This window comes from Sulfitobacter sp. M05, from assembly GCF_029285175.1.
In the GTDB taxonomy this organism is placed as follows: domain Bacteria; phylum Pseudomonadota; class Alphaproteobacteria; order Rhodobacterales; family Rhodobacteraceae; genus Sulfitobacter.
The window spans coordinates 1241162-1263395 of sequence record NZ_JABEDH010000001.1 but is presented as its reverse complement, the minus strand read 5'-3'; the positions used below and the strand labels follow the sequence as shown (position 1 = coordinate 1263395).

The 22234-nt window shown below is 57.9% G+C and carries 25 protein-coding genes; 22 read left to right on the top strand and 3 right to left on the bottom strand.

Annotated elements, in window-relative coordinates:
- Positions 1-110 precede the first annotated feature (110 nt).
- Positions 111-785 carry an HAD-IA family hydrolase gene (locus HKX44_RS06360; RefSeq protein ID WP_276150433.1) on the top strand — a complete coding sequence of 225 codons (675 nt, stop codon included), beginning with the start codon at positions 111-113 and terminating at the stop codon, positions 783-785.
- Positions 782-1975 (top strand): aminotransferase class I/II-fold pyridoxal phosphate-dependent enzyme, encoded by a 1194-nt coding sequence (locus HKX44_RS06355; protein WP_276150432.1) that lies wholly within the window; start codon positions 782-784, stop codon positions 1973-1975. Before HKX44_RS06360 ends, HKX44_RS06355 begins: the two co-directional genes overlap by 4 nt.
- Before the next feature lie 190 nt (positions 1976-2165).
- Here HKX44_RS06355 and HKX44_RS06350 read toward each other — a convergent pair whose 3' ends face one another.
- Positions 2166-2642 (bottom strand): pyridoxamine 5'-phosphate oxidase family protein, encoded by a 477-nt coding sequence (locus HKX44_RS06350; RefSeq protein ID WP_276150431.1) that lies wholly within the window; start codon positions 2640-2642, stop codon positions 2166-2168.
- Positions 2643-2825: 183 nt separating this feature from the next.
- Here HKX44_RS06350 and HKX44_RS06345 point away from each other — a divergent pair, with 183 nt between their 5' ends.
- Together HKX44_RS06345 and HKX44_RS06340 are read left to right on the top strand one after the other, a co-directional pair.
- The gene (locus HKX44_RS06345; protein WP_276150430.1) at positions 2826-3989 is read left to right on the top strand and encodes an isovaleryl-CoA dehydrogenase; all 1164 of its coding nucleotides are present in this window, start codon (positions 2826-2828) and stop codon (positions 3987-3989) included.
- Positions 3990-3997: 8 nt separating this feature from the next.
- Positions 3998-5521, top strand: coding sequence for an AMP-binding protein (locus HKX44_RS06340; RefSeq protein WP_276150429.1), 1524 nt, complete (start codon positions 3998-4000; stop codon positions 5519-5521).
- Between the two features lie 29 nt (positions 5522-5550).
- Here HKX44_RS06340 and HKX44_RS06335 read toward each other — a convergent pair whose 3' ends face one another.
- Positions 5551-6147, bottom strand: a complete 597-nt coding sequence (locus HKX44_RS06335; protein ID WP_276150428.1) for an OmpW family outer membrane protein — start codon at positions 6145-6147, stop codon at positions 5551-5553.
- Positions 6148-6292: 145 nt separating this feature from the next.
- On the opposite strand from HKX44_RS06335, the gene HKX44_RS06330 reads away from it, so the two are divergent.
- The 5 genes from HKX44_RS06330 to HKX44_RS06310 all read left to right on the top strand — a co-directional run bounded on the left by HKX44_RS06330 (position 6293) and on the right by HKX44_RS06310 (position 12297).
- A complete protein-coding gene (locus tag HKX44_RS06330) occupies positions 6293-7897 on the top strand; it encodes a carboxyl transferase domain-containing protein (RefSeq protein WP_276150427.1) in 1605 nt (534 codons plus the stop codon).
- 101 nt (positions 7898-7998) lie between these two features.
- Positions 7999-9945, top strand: coding sequence for an acetyl/propionyl/methylcrotonyl-CoA carboxylase subunit alpha (locus HKX44_RS06325; RefSeq protein ID WP_276150426.1), 1947 nt, complete (start codon positions 7999-8001; stop codon positions 9943-9945).
- Positions 9942-10607 carry a glutathione S-transferase family protein gene (locus HKX44_RS06320; protein WP_276150425.1) on the top strand — a complete coding sequence of 222 codons (666 nt, stop codon included), beginning with the start codon at positions 9942-9944 and terminating at the stop codon, positions 10605-10607. Before HKX44_RS06325 ends, HKX44_RS06320 begins: the two co-directional genes overlap by 4 nt.
- 49 nt (positions 10608-10656) lie before the next feature.
- The gene (locus HKX44_RS06315; RefSeq protein WP_276150424.1) at positions 10657-11511 is read left to right on the top strand and encodes a hydroxymethylglutaryl-CoA lyase; all 855 of its coding nucleotides are present in this window, start codon (positions 10657-10659) and stop codon (positions 11509-11511) included.
- Between the two features lie 3 nt (positions 11512-11514).
- The gene (locus tag HKX44_RS06310) at positions 11515-12297 is read left to right on the top strand and encodes a crotonase/enoyl-CoA hydratase family protein (RefSeq protein WP_276150423.1); all 783 of its coding nucleotides are present in this window, start codon (positions 11515-11517) and stop codon (positions 12295-12297) included.
- A gap of 41 nt (positions 12298-12338) precedes the next feature.
- Here the strand turns inward: HKX44_RS06310 and HKX44_RS06305 are convergent, their stop codons facing one another.
- Positions 12339-12719, bottom strand: coding sequence for a helix-turn-helix domain-containing protein (locus HKX44_RS06305; protein WP_276150422.1), 381 nt, complete (start codon positions 12717-12719; stop codon positions 12339-12341).
- Between the two features lie 124 nt (positions 12720-12843).
- Here HKX44_RS06305 and HKX44_RS06300 point away from each other — a divergent pair, with 124 nt between their 5' ends.
- The 13 genes from HKX44_RS06300 (at position 12844) to HKX44_RS06240 (ending at position 22131) form a co-directional block, all read left to right on the top strand.
- On the top strand, positions 12844-13485 hold the full coding sequence (locus tag HKX44_RS06300) for an NAD(P)H-dependent oxidoreductase (protein ID WP_276150421.1): 642 nt from the start codon (positions 12844-12846) through the stop codon (positions 13483-13485).
- Between the two features lie 316 nt (positions 13486-13801).
- A complete protein-coding gene (locus HKX44_RS06295; protein WP_276150420.1) occupies positions 13802-14167 on the top strand; it encodes an NADH-quinone oxidoreductase subunit A in 366 nt (121 codons plus the stop codon).
- Positions 14158-14703 carry an NADH-quinone oxidoreductase subunit B gene (locus HKX44_RS06290; RefSeq protein WP_276150419.1) on the top strand — a complete coding sequence of 182 codons (546 nt, stop codon included), beginning with the start codon at positions 14158-14160 and terminating at the stop codon, positions 14701-14703. The genes HKX44_RS06295 and HKX44_RS06290 overlap by 10 nt, the downstream gene beginning before the upstream one ends.
- On the top strand, positions 14700-15308 hold the full coding sequence (locus HKX44_RS06285) for an NADH-quinone oxidoreductase subunit C (RefSeq protein WP_276150418.1): 609 nt from the start codon (positions 14700-14702) through the stop codon (positions 15306-15308). The genes HKX44_RS06290 and HKX44_RS06285 overlap by 4 nt, the downstream gene beginning before the upstream one ends.
- Entirely contained in the window at positions 15308-15481 is a 174-nt protein-coding gene (locus HKX44_RS06280; RefSeq protein WP_276150417.1) for a hypothetical protein, read from the top strand. Before HKX44_RS06285 ends, HKX44_RS06280 begins: the two co-directional genes overlap by 1 nt.
- A 115-nt stretch (positions 15482-15596) precedes the next feature.
- Positions 15597-16841, top strand: a complete 1245-nt coding sequence (locus tag HKX44_RS06275) for an NADH-quinone oxidoreductase subunit D (protein WP_276150416.1) — start codon at positions 15597-15599, stop codon at positions 16839-16841.
- A 73-nt stretch (positions 16842-16914) separates the two neighbouring features.
- Positions 16915-18105, top strand: coding sequence for an NADH-quinone oxidoreductase subunit E (locus HKX44_RS06270; RefSeq protein WP_276150415.1), 1191 nt, complete (start codon positions 16915-16917; stop codon positions 18103-18105).
- Between the two features lie 34 nt (positions 18106-18139).
- Positions 18140-19132, top strand: a complete 993-nt coding sequence (locus HKX44_RS06265) for an endonuclease (protein WP_276150414.1) — start codon at positions 18140-18142, stop codon at positions 19130-19132.
- 18 nt (positions 19133-19150) lie between these two features.
- Entirely contained in the window at positions 19151-19402 is a 252-nt protein-coding gene (locus HKX44_RS06260; RefSeq protein WP_276150413.1) for a DUF5337 domain-containing protein, read from the top strand.
- Positions 19403-19485: 83 nt separating this feature from the next.
- On the top strand, positions 19486-20781 hold the full coding sequence (gene nuoF / locus HKX44_RS06255) for an NADH-quinone oxidoreductase subunit NuoF (protein WP_276150412.1): 1296 nt from the start codon (positions 19486-19488) through the stop codon (positions 20779-20781).
- Positions 20781-21188: an MAPEG family protein gene (locus HKX44_RS06250; protein ID WP_276150411.1), complete on the top strand. Its 408-nt coding sequence runs from the start codon at positions 20781-20783 to the stop codon at positions 21186-21188. Before nuoF ends, HKX44_RS06250 begins: the two co-directional genes overlap by 1 nt.
- 41 nt (positions 21189-21229) lie before the next feature.
- The gene (locus tag HKX44_RS06245) at positions 21230-21589 is read left to right on the top strand and encodes a DUF5333 family protein (protein ID WP_276153699.1); all 360 of its coding nucleotides are present in this window, start codon (positions 21230-21232) and stop codon (positions 21587-21589) included.
- 209 nt (positions 21590-21798) lie between these two features.
- Positions 21799-22131: a hypothetical protein gene (locus HKX44_RS06240; RefSeq protein ID WP_276150409.1), complete on the top strand. Its 333-nt coding sequence runs from the start codon at positions 21799-21801 to the stop codon at positions 22129-22131.
- The last annotated feature ends 103 nt before the right edge of the window (positions 22132-22234 follow it).

Here is a 22234-nt window from a genome sequence, read left to right as displayed (position 1 = left end):
CTTTTGCCCCTCTTTACGCGCTTGGCAGTCCGGTGCAAGTCTGCCACCAATCAAACAAGGTTGCGTGTTGCAACATCGACGGGCGGGGTTCCGCGCATGGGAGGGATTTCGTGAAGACAGTTGTATTCGATCTGGACGGGACTTTGGCAGACACCAGCGGCGATCTGATTGCGGCGGCCAATGCCTGTTTTCGCGACATGGGAGCAGGTGATCTGCTGGATGTGAAACAGGACGCAGGTACGGCCCTGCGCGGCGGGCGCGCGATGTTGCGGTTGGGGATGGAGCGGCTGAACCGTGCGGATGATGAAACGGTGATTGACGCCTATTACCCAAAATTGCTGGCGGCCTATGCGCAAGACATTGATACACATACGGTGTTGTATGAGGGGGCAATGGCAGCGGTCGAACGGTTGAAAACCGCGGGGTACTTTGTGGCGATTTGCACCAATAAGCCGGAAGGGCTTGCCGATACTTTGCTGACACGGCTGGGTGTTCGCAATGTCTTTGACGCCATGCTGGGGGCGGATACGCTGGCGGTGCGTAAACCTGATCCGGAGCATTTGTTTGAAACCGCAAGGCGTGCGGGCGGTGATCCGGCGCGATGCATGTTGATTGGTGATACAGAAACCGACCGCAAAACAGCCCAGGCCGCTGGCGTGCCCTGTGTGTTGGTAACCTTTGGTCCTGCGGGTGGTGACATGCAGGCGCTGACCCCTGAGGCGGTGCTGGACCATTACGATGATCTGGACGGGATTGTCGCGCAGTTGATCGGGCCGGCGGTATGAGCGAGGTTTTCAAAGGCAGCTTCACCCAGCAAGAGCCGATCCCGGAAGAAGGTATCGAGGCCGCGATTGCCGTGATGCGGTCGGGGCGCCTGCATCGCTACAACACGGCTGCGGGTGAGGTGGCGGAAACGGCCCTGCTGGAACAGGAATTCGCCAAGCAGGTGGGGGCGAAATATTGTCTGGCGGTTGCCTCGGGGGGGTATGCCATGGCGACGGCCCTGCGTGCGGTCGGGGTGCGGCCCGGCGACAGGGTGCTGACCAATGCCTTTACACTGGCACCTGTGCCGGGTGCGATTGCTGCCGTTGGGGCGGTGCCGGTCTTTGTCGGAGTGACGGAGCAACTGGTGATCGACCTTGATGATCTGGCGGCCAAAGCCGGGCAGGCTGATGTGCTGTTGCTGAGCCACATGCGCGGGCATCTGGCGGATATGGAAGCGCTGATGGCGCTCTGTGATACTGCCGGCGTGATTGTGATCGAAGATTGTGCGCATACGATGGGGGCGTCCTGGAAGGGTGTCCCGTCAGGCACGCAGGGCAAGGTCGGGTGTTATTCCTGCCAGACCTATAAACATGTGAATTCCGGCGAAGGTGGTTTGTTTGTCACCGATGATCCAGAGGTTGCGGCGCGGGCCGTGATCCTGTCAGGGTCTTATATGATGTATGAAAAGCATCCGGCTGGACCGCCTGCTGAGGCCTATGCGCAGATACGATACGAGACGCCAAACATCTCCGGGCGGATGGACAATCTGCGCGCGGCGATCCTGCGGCCCCAGTTGCGCAAGCTGGATGAACACCGTGAGGGCTGGAACGCCCGTTACTTCGCGGTCGAAAAGGGGCTGCGCGACACGCCCGGACTTACGGTGATTGAGCGGCCCGAAGCCGAGATCATCGTGGGATCGTCGATCCAGTTTCTGTTGCAGGGCTGGTCAGCGGCAAATGTCGAGGACGTGCTGGCACGTTGCCTGAAGCGCGGTGTCGAGCTGAAGTGGTTCGGCGGCGCAGAGCCGGTCGGGTTTACCAGCCGGTATGACAGCTGGCGATATGTGGATGCGCCGGTCATGCCCAAAAGTGACGCGGTATTGGCGGGGATTATCGACATGCGTGTCCCGTTGACCTTTTCACTGGAAGACTGCGCGCTGATTGCGCGGATTATCAAAGCAGAGGTTGGGGCGGTTTTTCAGAGCGCCTAGAGCGTCCTGCCTTAAACATGAAGCGCTTGTTCGCGGCCTCTTCCTTTGGTCGAACGCGAAAAGCGATAGACAATGGCTCAGGTTAAAGGCGGGACGCTTTGGGCGAAGAATTAATAGGCCTGCCGTCACGCAAACGCCCCCGGCATTGCCGGGGGCGTTAGGGCCCGCGATCGGGCGGGGGTGGGCATGATCAGAATGTGATGACCGCGTGGTCGCCGACATCGGGTTTGCTGTCGGTCAAATTTGCCTTGGCGATCTCATAAAGGAATTTGATACTGCCACCGGTGATCCAGACCTCGGCCTCTTTCGGGTCAAAGCGCAACAGCTGGATGTCCGGATCCTGTTTGCCCCCTTCGAACCATGCTTCGGCCACTTTCGACCAAATCCGATCAAGTTGGGCCGCGTCGTTGGAAATGCTGAGCGTGCCTTCAAGGCGGGCGTGAAGGGATTCATCCGTGCTGTTGACAATGAATGTGCCGGGTGTGCCGGAGCCCGCAGCCTTGGAAAGATCGGTTTGCTTGGCGGTGATAAACCACAGTGTCGCCTGGGGGTCGTCATCGTCAAAATAGTGGCTCATCGGTACGGCCCGGGCCGCGCCGGCGGACAACATGCCGACGCGTGTGTCTTCCAAACGGTCGAGAAATTCCTTCTTGATGTGATCAGTCATGTTCTGTGTCCTTTTGTATCATCTGCGTTCAGGGGCTTAACGGAATGGGGGCGCTGTGGTTCCATCACGACGGGCGCAAAACGTGAAAACCGCCGCAGGATCATGCGTCCCTGTTGACGCATGGCGGGCAGATCGTTAAGGATATGAACAAGTGTTCATTAAATCGGTTTTGGGGAGAGAGCCATGTTCACCGCAAGCATGAAATTCAATCTGGGCGAAGACGTCGAAGCCATGCGCGAGATGGTGCATCGTTGGGCGCAGGAACGGGTCAAGCCGATGGCGGCGGAAATCGACCAGAAAAACGACTTTCCACCAGAGCTGTGGAAAGAAATGGGCGAGCTTGGTCTGCTTGGGATGACCGTCAGCGAAGAGTTTGGCGGCTCTGGCATGAGCTATCTGGCGCATACAGTTGCTGTTGAGGAAATCGCGCGCGCCTCGGCCTCTGTGTCCTTGTCTTATGGGGCGCATTCAAATCTTTGCGTGAACCAGATCAAACTGAACGGCACAGACGAGCAGCGTCATCAATTCCTGCCAAAGCTTTGCTCTGGCGAGCATGTGGGCGCGCTTGCGATGTCGGAGCCTTCCGCAGGCAGTGATGTGGTGTCGATGAGGCTGCGGGCGGAAAAGCGCAATGATCACTACCGCTTGAGTGGCAATAAATACTGGATCACCAACGGGCCGGACGCGCAAACTTTGGTGGTCTACGCCAAAACCGATCCGGATGCCGGGTCCAAAGGGATCACGGCCTTCCTGATTGATAAGGACATGAAGGGGTTTTCCACCAGCCCGCATTTCGACAAACTGGGGATGCGTGGATCAAACACCGCCGAGCTGATCTTTGATGATGTCGAAGTGCCGTTTGAAAACGTTCTGGGCGAAGAGGGGCGCGGCGTGCGCGTGCTGATGTCTGGTCTGGATTACGAACGGGTGGTGTTGGCCGGTATTGGTCTTGGCATCATGGCCAACTGTCTGGACGAGATTATGCCCTATATGGCCGAGCGCAAACAATTCGGCCAGCCGATCGGGAATTTCCAGCTGATGCAGGGCAAGATGGCTGATATGTACACGGCGATGAACTCGGCGCGGGCCTATGTTTACGAGGTCGCCAAGGCCTGTGACCGTGGCGACGTCACCCGTCAGGATGCTGCGGCCTGCTGTCTTTATGCTTCTGAACAGGCGATGGTGCAGGCGCATCAAGCCGTACAGGCGATGGGGGGGGCAGGTTATCTCTCCGATAACCCGGTAGGCCGGATTTTCCGCGATGCCAAATTGATGGAAATCGGCGCGGGTACTTCTGAAATCAGGCGTATGCTGGTTGGTCGCGAAATGATGGCGGCAATGGGCTGAGCCAGATCATGACAGCAGCTTTGCCAGGCGTGTTGGAAGACGGGACGTGGGATTTTCCCGCGCGGTTGAACATGGCGGCGCAATGTCTGGCACAGCCTGCGGATGCGGTTGCGATTGTTGATCTGACTTTGGCACACCCGCGGGACGTAACTTTTGCTGACCTAAAGGAAATGGTGGACGGTTTGGCGCGCGCACTTGAGGCGCGGGTGCAGGCTGGGGATCGCGTGGGTGTCTTGCTGTCGCAATCGCCATGGTGCGCTGCCGCCCATCTGGCCATCTGGAAAATCGGCGCGGTTTCAGTACCTTTGTTCAAACTCTTCAAGCAGGATGCTCTTTCGTCGCGGGTAACGGATGCCGGTTGTGCGCTGGTTCTGACCGACGTGGAAGGGGCCGCCCTGCTTGGGCGGCTGGCAGAGGCATGGATTGCGGATGAGGTTGGTGTCGCTGGCGCTGATGTGCCCTTTGCGGATACTGGCCCTGACGATCCGGCGGTGCTGATCTATACGTCCGGCACCACCGGCAGCCCCAAGGGGGCGTTGCATGGGCACAGGATGTTGACCGGCCATCTGCCCGGTGTTGCGATAAGTCATGATTTTCTGGGCCAGCCCGGGGATTGTCTGTGGACGCCTGCGGATTGGGCATGGATCGGCGGTCTGTTTGACGTGGCGATGCCGGCGCTGGCCTTGGGAGTGCCTGTGGTGGCGGCACGGATGGCGAAATTCACGCCGGACGGGTGCTGTGACGTGATCAAACGGGGCGGGGTGCGTAACGTATTTTTCCCGCCTACCGCTTTGCGGATGTTGAAAGCGGCGGATGTGTCGGTGGCCGGGCTGCGTTCGGTTGCCAGTGGCGGTGAGCCTTTGGGGGCGGAAATGCTGGCGTGGGGCCGGCAGGCATTCGGCCTTGAGATCAACGAGTTCTACGGACAGACGGAATGCAACATGATCGCGTCGTCCTGTGGCGCGGCCTTCGCGGCTTTGCCGGGGGCGATTGGAAAGCCGGTGACAGGTCACCATCTGGCGGTGCTAGACGCGCAGGGGCAGGAAAGTGACGCAGAGGGGGATATCGCGGTGCGGCGCGGCTCTGCGTCGATGATGCTGGGGTACTGGCAGCGGCCAGAGGAAACAGCGCAGAAATACTGTGGCGACTGGATGCTGACCGGGGATCGGGGCATCTGGGACGGGGACTACTTGCGTTTTGTTGGCCGCGAGGATGATGTGATCACCTCTGCGGGCTACCGGATTGGTCCGGCCGAAATCGAAGATTGCCTGTTAAGCCATCCCGATGTTGCAACCTGCGGTGTGGTGGGCAAACCTGATGCCCTGCGTACCGAAGTGGTCAAAGCCTATGTGGTGCGCAAAAAAGGGGCGGATGTGACCGGCGAAGCCCTACAGATGTGGGTTAAAGATCGGCTGGCAAGCTATTCATATCCAAGGGAAGTTACTTTCTTGGAGGCGCTGCCGATGACCGTGACCGGCAAGGTCATTCGTGCCGAGTTGAAAGCGCTGGCGCAAGCGGAGGCCACAGTGTGATGCAGTCTCCGCCAGATGTCAGGGTGTCGTCAGAATTTCACGACATAGGCAAAGTTGACCACATAAGGGTCAATTTCGGCAGTGCCGATGGATGCACCGTTCAAAGTTGCTTCGGTGTCGATGTCCATCCAGCGCAGGTTTGCACGAAGAGCCGCTTTTTCGTTCAGTTCATAATCAACACCGACCTGAACCGAGAAGCCAAAGCTGTCGTCAAGTTCAAGCGTGCCAAGGGGAGACTCTTCTTGGAAGAATGTGGTGTAGTTCACACCGGCACCGATATAGGGCTTGAACGCCGAGTCTGTCCGGAAGTGGTAGTTCAGCGACAAGGTGGGCGGCAACTGCTTGGTGACGCCGGCATGTCCGATACCGGCGATGCTGATATCGTGTTTGAACGGAGTCGCAGCCAGCAATTCGATGCCAAGGTTGTCCCGGATGAAATATTCAGCGGTAAAGGTTGGCCGCAGGTTGCTGCCGATGTCGGCGGTGCCGCCGGCGAGCGTGCCATTGCCGGATTTTGGCATGACAGAACCAAAGCCGAAGCCAACGGTAATGTCTCCCTGAGACTGCGCCATGGCGCTTGTTGCACTGACACTGGCAAGCAGGAGGGCGGCGAGGGTGTGTTTCATCTTACTATTCCCGATTCTAGTTACAGCCCCAATTTATGCTGCGGCGCAGTATCACAGTATGATTTGGATCAATCCTTAAGTGGATTTTATTTTACCGAGCAACAGTTTGCTCGAAATTTCGCAGTTGCCGCATGAAGGGGTTTCCATGAAACTAACGTCACAAGCTCTAACTTCATCCGAAGTATTCAAGGCCAATGAGGCCGCGCATCTGGATGCGTTGTCATTGGTGAACGAGGCCGCGCAGGTGGCGGCGATGGGGGGCGGCGAAAAATCCCGCGCCCGCCACGAAAGCCGCAGCAAGATGTTGCCCCGCGAAAGGGTGGCAAACCTGCTTGATCCGGGCAGCCCGTTTCTTGAGGTTGGTGCGACGGCGGCGCATGGGCTTTACGACAATGCCGCGCCCTGTGCGGGGGTCATTGCCGGCATCGGTCAGGTGCAGGGGCAGGAGGTCATGGTGGTCTGTAACGACGCCACTGTGAAGGGCGGCACCTATTTCCCGATGACTGTGAAAAAGCACCTGCGCGCCCAGGAGATCGCAGAGGCCAATCATCTGCCCTGCGTCTATCTGGTGGATTCCGGTGGCGCGAACCTGCCGCAACAGGACGAGGTGTTCCCCGACCGCGACCATTTTGGCGCGATTTTCTATAATCAGGCACGTATGTCGTCCAAGGGCATTCCGCAGATTGCGGTTGTGATGGGCTCTTGTACCGCAGGCGGGGCGTATGTGCCTGCGATGTCGGATGTGACGATCATTGTGAAAGAACAGGGGACGATTTTTCTTGCTGGTCCACCCTTGGTCAAGGCCGCAACCGGCGAGGTTGTCAGTGCCGAAGATCTGGGCGGCGGCGATGTGCATACCCGCCTGTCGGGGGTTGCGGATTATCTGGCCGAGGATGACGCCCATGCGCTGGCATTGGCGCGCCGTGCGGTGGGGCAGTTGAACCGGGCCAAACCCGCGACCGTTCAGTGGCAGACCCCGGAAGAACCGGCCTATGATCCGGCGGAACTGTTGGGGGTCGTGCCTGCGGATCTGCGCACACCCTATGACATCCGCGAAGTGATTGCGCGGCTTGTGGATGGCTCGCGCTTTGACGAATTTAAAGCGCGGTTTGGCGAGACCTTGGTGACCGGGTTTGCCCATGTCAAAGGATGCCCTGTCGGGATTATCGGCAATAATGGGGTGTTGTTCAGCGAAGCCGCGCAAAAGGGTGCGCATTTTGTCGAACTGTGTTCACAGCGCAATATCCCCTTGGTGTTCTTGCAAAATATCACCGGTTTTATGGTGGGCCGGAAATACGAGAATGAAGGTATCGCGCGGCATGGGGCCAAGATGGTGACTGCTGTAGCCTCTACCAATGTACCCAAGATTACCATGCTGGTTGGCGGGTCCTTTGGTGCCGGCAACTATGGTATGGCCGGGCGGGCCTATCGGCCACGGTTCCTGTGGACATGGCCGAACAGCCGGATTTCAGTGATGGGCGGGCCGCAGGCGGCGGGTGTATTGGCCACGGTAAAGCGCGATGCGATCGAGCGGTCAGGCGAGACCTGGTCCGCCGAGGAAGAGGCCAAGTTCAAGCAGCCCACAATTGATATGTTCGAGGAGCAGAGCCATCCGCTTTATGCAAGTGCGCGGCTTTGGGATGACGGGATCATTGATCCGCGCAAGTCACGTGATGTGCTGGCGCTGAGCCTGTCTGCATCATTGAATGCGCCGATTGAAGAAACGAAGTTCGGCGTGTTCCGGATGTGATGGTGCTTTGGGCTGATGGTGGGACATTCCGGAGGCTCTGCCTCCGGACCTCCGGTGTTTAAGGGCAAGATGAAGATGAAAGATGAGAGGTTTGGGTATTCATGTTTGATACAATCCTGATTGCGAACCGGGGCGAGATTGCCTGTCGGGTGATGGAGACGGCGCGTCGCTGTGGCGTGCGCTGTGTGGCGGTTTATTCGGACGCGGATGCGCAGGCCAAACATGTGGCGATGGCCGATATGGCGGTCCATATCGGGGGATCAGCCCCGGCAGAGAGTTATCTGCGTGGTGATGTGATCATTCAGGCGGCGCTGGACAGTGGCGCGCAGGCGATCCATCCGGGGTATGGCTTTTTGTCCGAGAACCCCGATTTCGTCGAAGCGGTGGAAAAGGCCGGTCTGGTATTTATCGGCCCCTCTGCATCTGCCATCCGAGCAATGGGTCTGAAAGATGCGGCCAAGGCCTTGATGATCGAGGCGGATGTGCCGGTTGTGCCAGGCTATCACGGGGCAGATCAGGATGACGCTTTGCTGGCGCAGGAAGCAGACAAGATCGGCTTTCCGGTGTTGATCAAGGCGGTGGCCGGTGGTGGCGGCAAGGGGATGCGGCTGGTTGAGGAGGCTGGCGCGTTTCAGGCGGCGCTGGAATCGGCAAGGTCTGAGGCAAAGACGGCCTTTGGCAACTCCGATGTACTGGTTGAAAAATTTGTCTCTAAGCCGCGCCATATCGAGGTGCAGGTGTTTGGCGATGGCACCAAGGCGGTGCATTTGTTTGAACGCGACTGTTCCTTGCAGCGCCGTCACCAGAAGGTGATCGAGGAAGCACCGGCACCGGGAATGACGCAGGAAATGCGGGCCGCGATGGGCGACGCGGCGGTTAAGGCTGCCGAGGCGATCGGTTATGCCGGGGCGGGCACGGTTGAATTCATCGTTGATGGATCGGACGGTTTATCGTCGGACGGGTTCTTTTTCATGGAGATGAACACCCGCCTTCAGGTCGAACATCCGGTGACCGAGGCCATCACGGGCGTGGATTTGGTGGAGTGGCAATTGCGCGTGGCGGCGGGGGAAGCTTTGCCAAAGGCGCAGGAGGAATTGAAGATTGACGGCCATGCCTTTGAGGCGCGGCTTTATGCCGAGGACGTGCCGGCGGGCTTTTTGCCGGCGACGGGGACATTGACGCATTTGCAGTTCACACCACAGACGCGGGCGGATTCAGGCGTGCGTGCGGGGGATACAATCAGCCCGTTTTATGATCCGATGATTGCCAAGGTGATTGTACATGGGGCGACGCGGGATATCGCGCTGGCCAAGTTGCGTGCGGCCCTGAGCGGCTGTCAGGTGGGGGGGACGGTGACAAATCTGGCGTTTCTGGGGGCGCTTGCGGGGCATGTCGGTTTTGGCAAGGGGGATGTCGACACCGGCCTGATTGCCCGCGACATCGACAGTTTGACCCAGGTTCCCGCGGTCGAGGCGCGGCATGTGGCCTTAGCGGGCATGGCGGCTTTGGGCTTGTTGGACGGGATGCCGGAAACCGGATTTACCCTGTGGCGGCCCTTGCGCCGGGCGGTGACTTTGGCGCGCGGCGAGGAAATCCATGCCCTGAAAGTGCGGGTTCTGGGGCCGGATGCGCAGATCTGGAATGTGGATGATGTCGAGGTGCGCGCCGCGCGGCGTGGGCAGAGCTGGACCCTTGGCGGGCAACAGGCCGCAGATGTGGTGCTGGCGGCTGGTGTGGTTACGGTCTTTGATGGCTATGGCATGGCCTTTGATGTGGTTGATCCGCTGGACCGCGCATCTGGGGCGCAGGGGGATGGCAACCTGATTGAAGCGCCTATGCCGGGGCTGGTGCGGGCTGTGGATGCCAAGGTTGGACAGGTTGTCAGCAAAGGTGACAGGCTGGCTGTGCTGGAAGCGATGAAGATGGAGCATTCCTTGCTGGCGGCGCGCGATGGCGTGGTGGCAGAGGTCTTGGCGGTTGTGGGCGATCAGGTGGAAGCCGGTGCTGCACTGGTCCGGTTGGACGCAGAGGCGGAGACGGCAGCATGATCACCTTGCATCACTGCCCGCAGACCCGTTCGATGCGCACGCTTTGGCTGCTGAACGAGTTGGAAGTGGATTTTCAGGTCAGGTTTCATGCTTTCGATCAGTCGTTGCGCGAACCGGAGTACCTAAGCCTGTCGCCGGCAGGCCGGGTGCCGGCGTTGGAGATCGACGGGGAGCGGATGTTCGAAACCGGTGCAATCACACAATATCTGTGCGAGCGGTTTTCGCCGGACCGGATGGGGCGTTCAAAAGACAGCATGGACCGGATGGCCTGGTTGGTCTGGGTGCATTTTGCTGAAACCCTGAGCCAGCACACGGCGGCGCTAACCCAGCAGCATGTGGCGCTGCGCGAAGACAGTATGCGTTCGCCGATTGTGATGAAACTGGAGGCGGCGCGGATCGGCAAATGTTACGATGCCATTGAGGCGCGGTTAAGTACGCCGGTGGAGAATCGCGACTATTTGCTGACAAGTGGTTTTTCGGCGGCGGATATTTCTGTGGGGCAGGCGGTTTACATGTCGCGGTATTTCGTCAAGCTGGACCGGCATCCCGCTGTGGCGGAGTGGTATGCCCGTATTTCCGAACGGCCAGGATTTCAGCAATCCTTGCCGCAAGGAGATGGCATTTATACGCAGGATTTCTATGAACCCTGGCCGGTCGTTTGAAGCACCTGTTGGAATTGAGTTTATAGGCAAGATGAAATTGGGGGGCGGTATGTCTTTGGGACCATGCGAGATTTTCGAAGTCGGGCCACGGGATGGTTTGCAGAATGAGGCGGGTGAGATTTCAGTCGCGGATAAGGTCGCGCTGGTTGATCGGCTGACCGATGCGGGGTTTCGCCGGATTGAATGTGCCAGTTTTGTATCGCCCAAGTGGGTGCCGCAGATGGCGGGCTCGGGCGAAGTTATGGCCGCGATCCGGCGCAAGGACGGGGTGCGCTATGCTGCATTGACCCCGAACATGCGCGGTTTTGAGGATGCTTTGGCGGCAGGCGCTGATGAGGTTGCGGTTTTCGGGTCTGCATCGGAAGGTTTTTCTCAAAAGAACATCAATGCCAGCATTGCCGAGAGCCTGTCCCGTTTTGAGCCGATTTTGGAAGATGCGCGCCATCGCGATATTCCTGTGCGGGGCTATGTGTCTTGTGTGGTGGAATGCCCCTATGACGGGGCGGTGACCCCGGCAGCGGTGGCCGCGGTGGCGGACAAGTTGTTTGCCATGGGGTGTTACGAGATTTCGCTGGGCGATACGATTGGCGCGGGCACGCCCGACAGCGTTGCGCGCATGTTGCTGGCAGTGCGTGATGTGGTGCCTGCGGGGCGTCTGGCAGGGCATTTTCACGACACCCACGGGCGGGCGATGGCGAATATTGATGCCTCCCTGTCATTGGGGGTGCGGGTGTTTGATGCGGCTGTCGGTGGCTTGGGTGGATGCCCCTATGCGCCGGGTGCCAGCGGTAACGTCGCCACAGAGGCGGTGAACGCGCATTTGACAGCGCTTGGATATGAAACCGGTTTGGATCAGGACGTTCTGGAACAGGCTGCTGGTTTGGCACGGGCAATGCGGGGCTGAGGCATGTTTGAAACGATTAGGATTGAGACCGACACGCGTGGTGTCGCAACGCTGACGCTGGCGCGGGAAGACAAACATAATGCCATGTCGGCGCTGATGTTGGCAGAGCTGACGCAGGCCGCAGTGGATTTGGGTGCGGATGATGCGGTGCGGGTTGTGATATTGACCGGCGCGGGGAAGTCATTCTGCGCTGGCGGTGATCTGGGCTGGATGCGCGATCAGCGCGACATGGATGGTGCAACACGGGCGGCGGAAGCAGGCAAGCTGGCCACGATGCTGGGCGCATTGAACACATTGCCGAAACCGTTGATCGGGCGGGTGCAGGGCAATGCCTTTGGCGGCGGCGTCGGCATGGCCAGCGTTTGTGATGTGGCGATCGGTGTCGACAGCCTTAAGATGGGGCTGACCGAGACGCGGCTGGGGATTATTCCGGCAACAATCGGGCCCTATGTGATTGCACGGATGGGCGAGGGTCGGGCGCGGCGTGTCTTTATGTCGGGGCGGCTGTTCGGGGCGGCGGAGGCGGTTGAGCTGGGCCTGTTGGCAAAAGCGGTGCCGGCGCAAGATCTGGATGCCGCAGTCGAGGCTGAAGTTGTGCCCTATCTTAGTTGCGCACCGGGGGCGGTTGCCGCGGCCAAAGCTCTGGCCTTGGAATTGGGCGGTGCTGCGAGCGAGGAAGCCGTGGCGATGTCGATTGCCGCCTTGTCAGCCCGTTGGGAGACGGAAGAGGCCGCCGAGGGGATCGGCGCGTTCTTTGACAAACGCAAGGCCGCTTGGATGTCCTGAGGAAAGAGGGCCGGTTGTGATTCGAGCCGGCCATCGCCGGATCAGCCGGCCTGTTTTTCACTTTCGGCTGCTGCGTCATATGTCGCACGTGCTGCATTGATGACAGCCAGATTGTCCAGCGCCCAAGCGCCCAAGGCCCGAACCGGTTCACGAAACGACTCACCCATCGGGGTTAGGGTGTATTCGACCTTGGGCGGGATCGTCGGGTGATAGGTCCGCTTGACCAATCCGTCCCGTTCCAGCGCCCGCAGCGTCAGGCTGAGCATCCGTTGTGAAATGCCAAGATGCCGTTTCAGCGCGTTGAAACGCAATGTGCCGTATTGTGACAGTGAAATCACGACAAGCACGCTCCAGCGGTCCCCGACACGTGAGAGAACTTCGTTTATATGTTTGCAATCAGGACATTGTTCGGCGTCTGGCATGTGGTTCCCTTCATGTAACCGAGGCGCAACTTTGTGCCTTCTTGCGGGAATAGATGGTTATCAATATATCGTCGGTTACAAATGTATACTGCATCGAGCCGATGCCGACAATAGGACAAGACTGATGACAAACAAGACACTGATGGATCACCTGAACTGGCGTTATGCGACCAAAAAAATGGACCCTGCCAAGGCGGTCCCTCAGGAGAAGGTAGACGCCATCATCGAAGCGATCCGCATGGCACCAACATCAAGCGGCACACAACCTTTTGAGATGATCGTGGTGACAAACCCCGACGTATTGGCAGAGATTCGCAAAGCGGCGATGGATCAGGCGCAGATTACGGATGGCTCGCATTTGTTGGTATTTGCGGCATGGGACAATTACACAGACGAGCGTATTGACGCGGTGACAGAGGCCAATGTCGCGGCGCGTGGTGATCTGCCGATGCTGAATGCCTATTACGACAAGCTGAAACAGACCTATGTGCCGCGCGACGCGGAAGTAAACTATGCACATGCTGCGCGTCAGGCCTATATCGCGCTTGGTATCGGATTGGTCGCTGCGGCAGAACAGGAAGTCGACAGCACGCCGATGGAAGGGTTCGATCCTGCGACCGTTGACGAGATTTTGGGCCTCAAGGCGCGCGGGCTGCGGTCGGTTGTGCTTTTGCCACTGGGTTATCGCGATTCTTCCGCTGATTGGTTGTTGCCGATGAAGAAAGTGCGCAAATCGGTTGAAACATTGGTCTCAACGGTCGACTAGGGGCCTAACTCTAAACACGTTAGCATTCTTTGCTAGGCTCTTCTGAAACAGGCATCCAATTGATTTGGGGTGCCTGTTTTGTGTCAGCCCGGTCGGGGCGCAAAGTCAGATTCCAGCGTATTGGTTTCCGCCAGACTGCATTTCAGGCGATCCCGCCATGGTCACCGGCGGAGCGGGGACAAACCGCGACCTTAGGCGCCCGTTTTCCCATCGCCATCCCGTTGACCCTGTCGGCACTTGGGTTTAGACCCATTTTAACGTCTGTTATGCCGCCGCTCTTACGTGACCCGAGTGGCAAAGCCAAAAGGAGCCTCCCTTGGACGATATGCTGCGGGAATACCTGCCAATCCTTGTTTTTCTGGCTGTTGCCATCGGTTTGGGCCTTGTCCTGATCCTGGCCGCCGTGGTTTTGGCGGTGCGCAATCCGGACCCTGAAAAGGTGTCAGCCTATGAATGCGGGTTCAACGCATTTGATGATGCACGGATGAAATTCGATGTGCGCTTCTACTTGGTGTCAATTCTATTCATTATTTTTGACCTTGAAATCGCCTTTCTGTTCCCTTGGGCAGTAGCGTTCAAAGACCTTTCCATGGTCGGTTTCTGGTCGATGATGGTATTCCTTGGCGTGCTGACCGCAGGCTTTGCATATGAGTGGAAGAAAGGGGCGCTGGAATGGCAGTAACGGACGCAGGGGTTGCGGGCGGCTATTCCGCCGGAGCAGACCGCGAAGTTGCCACGCAAGAGCTGAACGCAGCTTTGCAGGACAAGGGTTTTCTGGTCACCTCCTCGGCGGATGTGATCAACTGGGCGCGCACCGGTTCGTTGCACTGGATGACCTTCGGGTTGGCCTGCTGTGCGGTTGAAATGATGCACACCTCTATGCCGCGCTATGACCTTGAACGGTTCGGGACGGCGCCACGGGCCAGCCCGCGCCAGTCGGATTTGATGATCGTGGCAGGCACGCTGACCAACAAAATGGCACCGGCTTTGCGCAAGGTCTATGACCAGATGCCAGAACCGCGCTATGTGATCTCTATGGGATCCTGTGCAAATGGCGGTGGCTATTACCACTATTCCTACAGCGTTGTGCGTGGCTGTGACCGGATCGTGCCGGTAGACATCTATGTGCCCGGATGCCCGCCCACGGCAGAGGCGTTGTTGTATGGCATCCTGCAATTGCAGAAAAAGATGCGCCGGACAGGGACAATCGTACGATGAGTGACGCACTGAATGAACTGGGTGCCTATATTGAGGCGAAGCGCCCCGATTGTGTGCTGTCATGGGACGTCACCAAGGGCGAATTGAACCTGAATGCCACGCTGGGCAATATTGCCGGGCTGGTGGATTTCCTGAAGGGCGATGCGACCTGCCGCTTCTCGACGCTCGTGGATATCACGGCAGTGGATTATGCGGGGCGGGCGAAACGCTTTGACGTGGTGTATCACCTGCTGAGCATGTACCAGAACCACCGTATCCGCCTGCGTGTTGCGGTGCGTGAAAAAGACATGGTGCCCTCGCTGGTCGATGTGCATCCGTCTGCCAACTGGTTTGAGCGCGAGATTTTCGACATGTTCGGCATCCTGTTCTCCGGCCACCCCGATTTGCGTCGTATCCTGACCGACTATGGTTTCCGCGGCTTCCCGCTGCGCAAGGACTTCCCAACCACGGGCTACACCGAAGTGCGTTATGATGAAGCGCAAAAGCGGGTGGTCTATGAGCCGGTGTCGTTGGTGCAGGAGTATCGCCAGTTCGACTTTATGTCGCCATGGGAGGGTGCCGAATACATCCTGCCCGGTGATGACAAAGCTGAAGGTGCCAAGTAATGGGCGGCATTTGGTGGCTGATCATGTCTGCATTGACAGCGATCCCGATGCTGAAACTCTTGCCGTTTTTCGGCATCAATAAATACTGGGCCGCAGTCTGTCTGGTGCCCCTCGGTCCCGTCGCCCTGTTGTGGTGGATGGGCATGAAGCTGCAAGAATTGGAGAAGCTATGATTGACCTTCTTGAAGAGATGATAGCCAAGCTGTTCGGTCAGCGTGAACAACAGCCCATTCGCGTGCGTGCGGATGACGAGCGGCCGATTGACAAGCAGTTGAAGGGGCGGAAATAATGGACGGCGATATGCGCGTGAACACCTATGATGACGGGTCTACAGATGCCGTCACGGGTGAACAGAAGATCCGCAACTTCAACATCAACTTTGGCCCGCAACACCCTGCGGCGCACGGTGTTTTGCGCCTTGTGCTTGAGCTGGACGGCGAGATTGTAGAACGTTGCGACCCGCATATTGGTCTGCTGCACCGTGGCACTGAAAAGCTGATGGAAAGCCGGACGTATCTGCAAAACCTGCCGTACTTTGACCGGTTGGATTACGTGGCCCCGATGAATCAGGAACATGCCTGGTGCTTGGCGATCGAGAAACTGACGGACACGGTTGTGCCGCGCCGCGCCAGCCTGATCCGCGTGTTGTTCTGTGAAATCGGTCGTGTTCTCAACCACTTGCTGAACGTCACAACGCAGGCGTTGGACGTGGGCGCCTTGACCCCGCCGCTTTGGGGCTTCGAAGAGCGCGAACAGCTTATGGTGTTCTATGAGCGTGTCTGTGGCGCGCGTCTGCATGCCGCATACTTCCGCCCCGGTGGGGTGCATCAGGACCTGCCTGCCGGTTTGCTGGACGATATTCAGGCCTGGTCTGAACAGTTCATGACCAAGTTCATGGTCGATATCGACGAGTTGTTGACCGAAAACCGGATTTTCAAACAGCGTAACGTCGATATTGGCATCGTGACTGAAGAAGACATTCTGAACTACGGGTTTTCCGGTGTGATGGTACGCGGCTCCGGCCTTGCATGGGATTTGCGCCGCTCGCAACCTTATGAATGTTACGATGAATTCGAGTTTGAAATTCCTGTTGGCAAGAACGGCGATTGTTTTGACCGCTATCTCTGCCGGATGGAAGAAATGCGCCAGTCGGTGCATATCATCCAGCAGGCCATCGTGAAGCTGAACGCACCCGAAGGGCAGGGCGATGTCCTTGCGCGTGGCAAAATCACGCCGCCGGCCCGTACCGCGATGAAAACCAATATGGAAAGCCTGATCCACCACTTCAAGCTTTACACCGAAGGGTTCCACGTGCCCGCTGGCGAAGTTTATTGCGCTGTGGAGGCCCCCAAGGGCGAGTTCGGCGTTTATCTTGTGGCAGATGGCAGCAACAAACCTTATCGCTGCAAAATCCGCGCCCCTGGCTTCCTGCATTTGCAGGCGATGGACCACATTAGCAAAGGCCACCAACTGGCTGATGTTGCTGCGATTATCGGCACGATGGACGTGGTCTTTGGAGAGATTGACAGGTAATGCAGCATCCGCTGCATTTCCTTTTTGAAAATACCGGGCGGTACGCCGCCATCAGATACGAAGGCTAGGATTCATGCTCCGCCGACTACACCCAGATCAACCGCAGGCATTCGCCTTTACCCCCGCCAATCAGGCTTGGGCCGAAGCGCAGATCACAAAATACCCCGAAGGCCGTCAGGCCTCTGCCATCATTCCACTGTTGTGGCGTGCGCAGGAGCAAGAGGGCTGGTTGACCCGTCCGGCAATTGAACATGTTTCCGAAATGCTGGGGCTGGCCTATATTCGGGGCCTTGAGGTGGCGACTTTCTACTTTATGTTTCAGCTGCAACCGGTTGGTTCTGTTGCCCATATTCAGATCTGTGGCACCACGACCTGCATGATCTGCGGGGCCGAGGATCTTGTGGCAGTATGCCGTGAAAAGATCGCCGAACAGCCGCATGTGTTGTCTACGGATGGTAAGTTCTCTTGGGAAGAAGTCGAATGTCTGGGGGCTTGCGCTAATGCGCCGATGGCCCAGATCGGCAAGGACTACTACGAGGATCTGACCGCCGACAAGTTGCGCGCCCTGCTGGATGATCTGTCTGCCGGCAAAGTGCCGACACCAGGACCGCAGAATGGCCGCTATGCCGCAGAGCCGGCGTCCGGGTTGACCAGTTTGACCGAATTCGAAAGCGGCAAGAAACAGCATAACGCCTCCGTGCAGCTGGCTGTGGACATCGGTGATACGGTCAAGCGGATCGATGGTACCGAAGTGCCCTTGCTTACCCCATGGCAGGGGACTGCGGCGAATGCCTCTGCGAAGCCGAAGGCCAAAAAAGCCGCGGCACCAAAGCCGGCCAAGGGTGCAACTGCGGATAAGACTGGCGTGACCAAGCAAGAAGCAGTTGCGACATCCAAGGCAAAACCGGTTTCCAAAGCCGAGCCCAAGGCAACAGCGGCAGATGCGCCGGCAACAGCGGCGGTGGGCAAGAAACCCAAGATGATGAAGGCACCGCGCAAGTCGGGACCGGATGATCTGAAGATGATCAAAGGTGTGGGACCAAAGCTTGAAACCATGTTGCACGACATGGGAATTTTCCACTTTGACCAAATCTCCAAATGGGGGGCGGCAGAAGTGGCTTGGGCCGATGAGAATCTGAAAGGGTTCAAGGGCCGTGTGACCCGTGACACATGGGTGGATCAGGCACAGAAGTTGGCGGCTGGCGAGGAAACGGCCTTTTCCGCCAAGGCCCGAACGGACGGGCGTTACGACAGCGAGGAGTAAGCCCGCGCTGTCGCCATAGGGGGTGTGAACGAAGATGACACAGACGGAAAAACGTTCTGAATGTAAGACCATGTGTTGGATCATTGCTGCCATTGCAGGTCTTGTGCTGATGCTGCTGTTGTACAAATTTATCGGGCTGGGCGGTTTTTGGTCGTGTCTTCTCGGGCTGATCGGCGGTCTTCTTATTGCGTATTTTCTGCCACGTTCAATCTGTCGCGATGCCGCTGCTTCTGCGGATGCCCCACGGGCCGCGGCCCTTGACGTTGGCCAGAACAGCCCCGCCGTTGCCAGCGCAGTTACCGGTGATACTGGCGTCACAAATGCAACCGTGGCCACGCCAGAGACAGCTGCATCAGAAGGTGCCGCTGAGACTGCCGATGGTGAGATTGCAACCGGGGCAACGGATAGTGATACACCAAGCGCAGCACCGTTGAAGGCGGTCGAGATCAAGCCGTCGACCGCGCTTGCAGGAGAGGCTGAATTGGCCGCGCGCAAAGGGACATGGAAGTACGAAGCCCCTGCCGTCGAAGAAAAATCTGCGGTGAAGTCAACCGCGGCAAAGGCCACGGCGGCTGTGACACCGGCAGAGGTAAAACCAGCGAAAGGTGCAGCCGCAAAGAAGGCCGCCCCAAAAGCTGCCGCGAAAAAGGCCCCGGCAAAAACCGAGGCAAAAGCAGCGACCAAGGCTTCAGCCAAAACACCGGCCAAGAAAGCACCGGCAAAAACCGCGGCGAAACGCACACCGGTTGCGGCGGATGGCAAACCGCTGGTCTATGATGCTCCACCGGCAGAGGGCAGTGACGATCTGAAGTTGATCAGCGGCGTAGGCCCTAAACTGCAACAGACTTTGAATGAATTGGGCATCTACCGGTTTGACCAGGTGGCTGGTTGGCGTAAGAAAGAAATCGAATGGGTCGATGCCCGTTTGCGTTTTAAAGGCCGGATCAAACGTGACGACTGGATGTCACAGGCCAAGATTTTGGCCAAGGGCGGCGAGACAGAGTTCTCAAAGCGCAAAAAGACGTAAGAACGATCGGACCCGAGTGTGAACCAACAGGAAAACAGTGGCTCCGCACAGGATCAGGCCCTTGCAAAAAAGGGCCGGATGGTGGGGCTGGTTATTGCGATTACCATGATACTTTGGGTGATTGCGAATTTCTCGGTGGCGAAGCTAGGGCTGGAAATGCGCTATTCGCTGCTGTTTGATTTTGCCGCACTGGCTGCGCTGTTTTGGGCGATGGTCGTGATCTGGCAGATGTGGCAGGCACGGCAGGCTGACAGAAAGTCGGGCCGTTAGATAAGTTTAACCGGCCTGCACGTTGGGCCGAGATACCAAAGACCGGCCCGAAGGGGCCGCGCAAGAATAGATAGGGTGCAGCAATGCTTGCAGATCAGGACCGCATTTTTACCAACATCTACGGGATGCATGACCGCACGCTGAAGGGCGCGCAAAGCCGTGGCCATTGGGATGGCACGGCGGATATCATCAAGAAAGGTGCGCCTTGGATCGTTGACCAGATGAAGGCATCCGGTTTGCGTGGGCGCGGTGGTGCGGGCTTTCCAACTGGCCTGAAGTGGTCGTTTATGCCAAAGGAAAGCGATGGCCGTCCCAGCTATCTGGTGATCAACGCCGATGAATCCGAGCCTGGCACATGTAAAGACCGCGAAATCATGCGCCACGATCCGCATACGTTGATCGAGGGCTGTCTGATTGCCTCTTTCGCGATGAATGCCCATGCCTGCTATATCTACATTCGCGGCGAATACATCCGCGAGCGCGAGGCGCTTCAGGCGGCGATTGATGAAGCCTATGATGCAGGCTTGGTTGGTAAGAACGCCTGTAAATCCGGTTGGGATTTTGACATTTACCTGGCGCATGGCGCTGGTGCCTATATTTGCGGTGAAGAAACCGCCTTGCTGGAAAGCCTTGAGGGCAAAAAGGGTATGCCGCGGATGAAGCCGCCGTTCCCTGCGGGGGCGGGGCTTTATGGGTGCCCGACCACCGTGAACAACGTGGAATCAATTGCCGTGGTGCCTACGATCCTGCGCCGTGGCCCTGAATGGTTCGCCGGATTTGGCCGCGCCAACAACGCCGGCACCAAGCTGTTTGCGATTTCTGGCCATGTGAACAACCCCTGCGTTGTGGAAGAGGCGATGTCGATCACCTTTGAAGAGCTGATCGAGACCCATTGCGGCGGCATCCGCGGCGGCTGGGACAACCTCAAGGCCGTGATCCCCGGCGGCTCCTCGGTGCCGATGATCCCCGGAGCGCAGATGAAAGACGCGATCATGGATTTCGACTATCTGCGCGAGCAGCGTTCGGGTCTGGGCACCGCGGCGGTGATTGTCATGGACAATTCTACCGATGTGATCAAAGCGATCTGGCGTCTGGCGAAGTTTTATAAACATGAATCCTGTGGCCAATGTACGCCTTGCCGTGAAGGTACTGGCTGGATGATGCGGGTTATGGACCGTCTGGTGACAGGGGATGCGGAACCCGAAGAAATCGACATGTTGCTGGACGTGACCAAACAGGTTGAGGGGCATACAATTTGCGCCCTTGGTGATGCTGCAGCATGGCCTATTCAGGGTCTGATCCGGCATTTCCGCGACGAGATTGAGGACCGGATCAAGCATAAGCGTACCGGCCGTGTCTCTGCTGTGGCCGCTGAATAATGGACGCTTTTGCAGCCTACAATCATGCGCTTTTGGCGCTGGCCATCTGGGCGTTGCTGTCGATTGTCCTTTCGGGGTTGTCAACCGTGGGCCGCACGCCGGAAAACCGAAGTGATTGCGGTAAGCCAATTCGTGATTACGCAAGTGTCTCTTATCGGCGCGAACGGGCTTTTGCGAATGCGGTCGAAGTCTCCGGACCGTTTATTGCTGCCACATTGGCCGCGATTCTGGCAGGGGCCTCGCCGTTCATGGTAAACCTGTTGGCCTCTGTTTTTGTTGTATCGCGCATTGCGATGGCGGTTGTTCATATCAGGACCGAAAACCAACCACTACGTTCGATCACCTTTTTGATCGGCTGGGTTTGCATGATTGGGCTGGCAATCACGGCAATTGGGGCGGTTCTCTGAAACCGCTCCGGCTTTCCTTTTTCGCCGCGGTCTTGCCGGTGATGGCGCTGGCACAGGGCAAAGCGCCCTTGCCAGAGTTTGCTGTTGAAATGAACTTTCAATCGACCATGGCCGAACGTCTTGCGGAACGTTGCGACGGGCTTGACTTTGATCATGCCGGATCAAAGCGCCACATGCTGGCTTTGCTGGCAAAATTCAGCGACAGGGGCATTCCGGCGCGCGAATTGGGCACCTATTTCGCCCCAGTGGCTCCTGAACGTTATGATCCCTATTTCGCCGCCTTTCTAAAAAAATATGACCTGACAGAAGACAGCCCCCAGCAAGGGTATTGCAACGCGGGATATGCGGCTGCCGAGTGGCGCACGCCAATTGGGCGGATGTTAAAGATTGTCGCGCAATGAAGGGGCCGGGGGGGCACGGCAGAAGGCGAGTGCGAAAGCGGTGACGATACAAAGGTTGCCTGACGCGCGAATTTAGCAAATATGTGGGGCAAATGGAAAACCCATGAACAAGAACAGGAAAGCCAGTCAAAAGATGGTTCCGATTCCCTCAAAGGTAGCGGACCGCAGGCTAAACCAAGCAAGAGTTTAGAAATGAAGAGGGCGCAGAAATGAAGAAGCGTTGTTTAACGATTGCCCTGATATTGGGGGTGATGGCAGGCTGTACAGACAGCAAGAACCGCATTGCCTTTGACGGCCAGTACTTCCGCGTGAAAGTGGCCAAGGTTGATGGGCAGAGGGATGTGTTCTCTGTGCGCATTCGCGATGTGGCGCGGTCGCTTGATGGCGCGCGCGAGGCGGGACGCCATGCAGGCACAGCTTATTGTGTCGAACATTATGGCAGTTCCAAGATCACTTGGGCGGTGGGGCCGGACACACCACCCGAGCAATTGCAGATCACGGATAATACGCTGGTGTTTCAGGGGGCTTGCCCTCAGCTTTGAAACCCGGCGACACGGGGGCGTTGATGGCAGGTTAGGGACCTGTTATTGCATAACAATGGGGCCAAACCCATGTGGGACAAGGGCAAACTCGCCCGCACTACAT

Bases quoted from the DNA above. Each gene is read 5' to 3' on its own strand.
- HKX44_RS06355 (WP_276150432.1), top strand. From the start codon at position 782: ATGAGCGAGGTTTTCAAAGGCAGCTTCACCCAGCAAGAGCCGATCCCG.
- HKX44_RS06350 (WP_276150431.1), bottom strand. From the start codon at position 2,642: ATGACTGATCACATCAAGAAGGAATTTCTCGACCGTTTGGAAGACACA.
- HKX44_RS06345 (WP_276150430.1), top strand. From the start codon at position 2,826: ATGTTCACCGCAAGCATGAAATTCAATCTGGGCGAAGACGTCGAAGCC.
- HKX44_RS06340 (WP_276150429.1), top strand. From the start codon at position 3,998: ATGACAGCAGCTTTGCCAGGCGTGTTGGAAGACGGGACGTGGGATTTT.
- HKX44_RS06335 (WP_276150428.1), bottom strand. From the start codon at position 6,147: ATGAAACACACCCTCGCCGCCCTCCTGCTTGCCAGTGTCAGTGCAACA.
- HKX44_RS06330 (WP_276150427.1), top strand. From the start codon at position 6,293: ATGAAACTAACGTCACAAGCTCTAACTTCATCCGAAGTATTCAAGGCC.
- HKX44_RS06325 (WP_276150426.1), top strand. From the start codon at position 7,999: ATGTTTGATACAATCCTGATTGCGAACCGGGGCGAGATTGCCTGTCGG.
- HKX44_RS06320 (WP_276150425.1), top strand. From the start codon at position 9,942: ATGATCACCTTGCATCACTGCCCGCAGACCCGTTCGATGCGCACGCTT.
- HKX44_RS06315 (WP_276150424.1), top strand. From the start codon at position 10,657: ATGTCTTTGGGACCATGCGAGATTTTCGAAGTCGGGCCACGGGATGGT.
- HKX44_RS06310 (WP_276150423.1), top strand. From the start codon at position 11,515: ATGTTTGAAACGATTAGGATTGAGACCGACACGCGTGGTGTCGCAACG.
- HKX44_RS06305 (WP_276150422.1), bottom strand. From the start codon at position 12,719: ATGCCAGACGCCGAACAATGTCCTGATTGCAAACATATAAACGAAGTT.
- HKX44_RS06300 (WP_276150421.1), top strand. From the start codon at position 12,844: ATGACAAACAAGACACTGATGGATCACCTGAACTGGCGTTATGCGACC.
- HKX44_RS06290 (WP_276150419.1), top strand. From the start codon at position 14,158: ATGGCAGTAACGGACGCAGGGGTTGCGGGCGGCTATTCCGCCGGAGCA.
- HKX44_RS06285 (WP_276150418.1), top strand. From the start codon at position 14,700: ATGAGTGACGCACTGAATGAACTGGGTGCCTATATTGAGGCGAAGCGC.
- HKX44_RS06280 (WP_276150417.1), top strand. From the start codon at position 15,308: ATGGGCGGCATTTGGTGGCTGATCATGTCTGCATTGACAGCGATCCCG.
- HKX44_RS06275 (WP_276150416.1), top strand. From the start codon at position 15,597: ATGGACGGCGATATGCGCGTGAACACCTATGATGACGGGTCTACAGAT.
- HKX44_RS06270 (WP_276150415.1), top strand. From the start codon at position 16,915: ATGCTCCGCCGACTACACCCAGATCAACCGCAGGCATTCGCCTTTACC.
- HKX44_RS06265 (WP_276150414.1), top strand. From the start codon at position 18,140: ATGACACAGACGGAAAAACGTTCTGAATGTAAGACCATGTGTTGGATC.
- nuoF (WP_276150412.1), top strand. From the start codon at position 19,486: ATGCTTGCAGATCAGGACCGCATTTTTACCAACATCTACGGGATGCAT.
- HKX44_RS06250 (WP_276150411.1), top strand. From the start codon at position 20,781: ATGGACGCTTTTGCAGCCTACAATCATGCGCTTTTGGCGCTGGCCATC.
- HKX44_RS06245 (WP_276153699.1), top strand. From the start codon at position 21,230: ATGGCGCTGGCACAGGGCAAAGCGCCCTTGCCAGAGTTTGCTGTTGAA.
- HKX44_RS06240 (WP_276150409.1), top strand. From the start codon at position 21,799: ATGAAGAAGCGTTGTTTAACGATTGCCCTGATATTGGGGGTGATGGCA.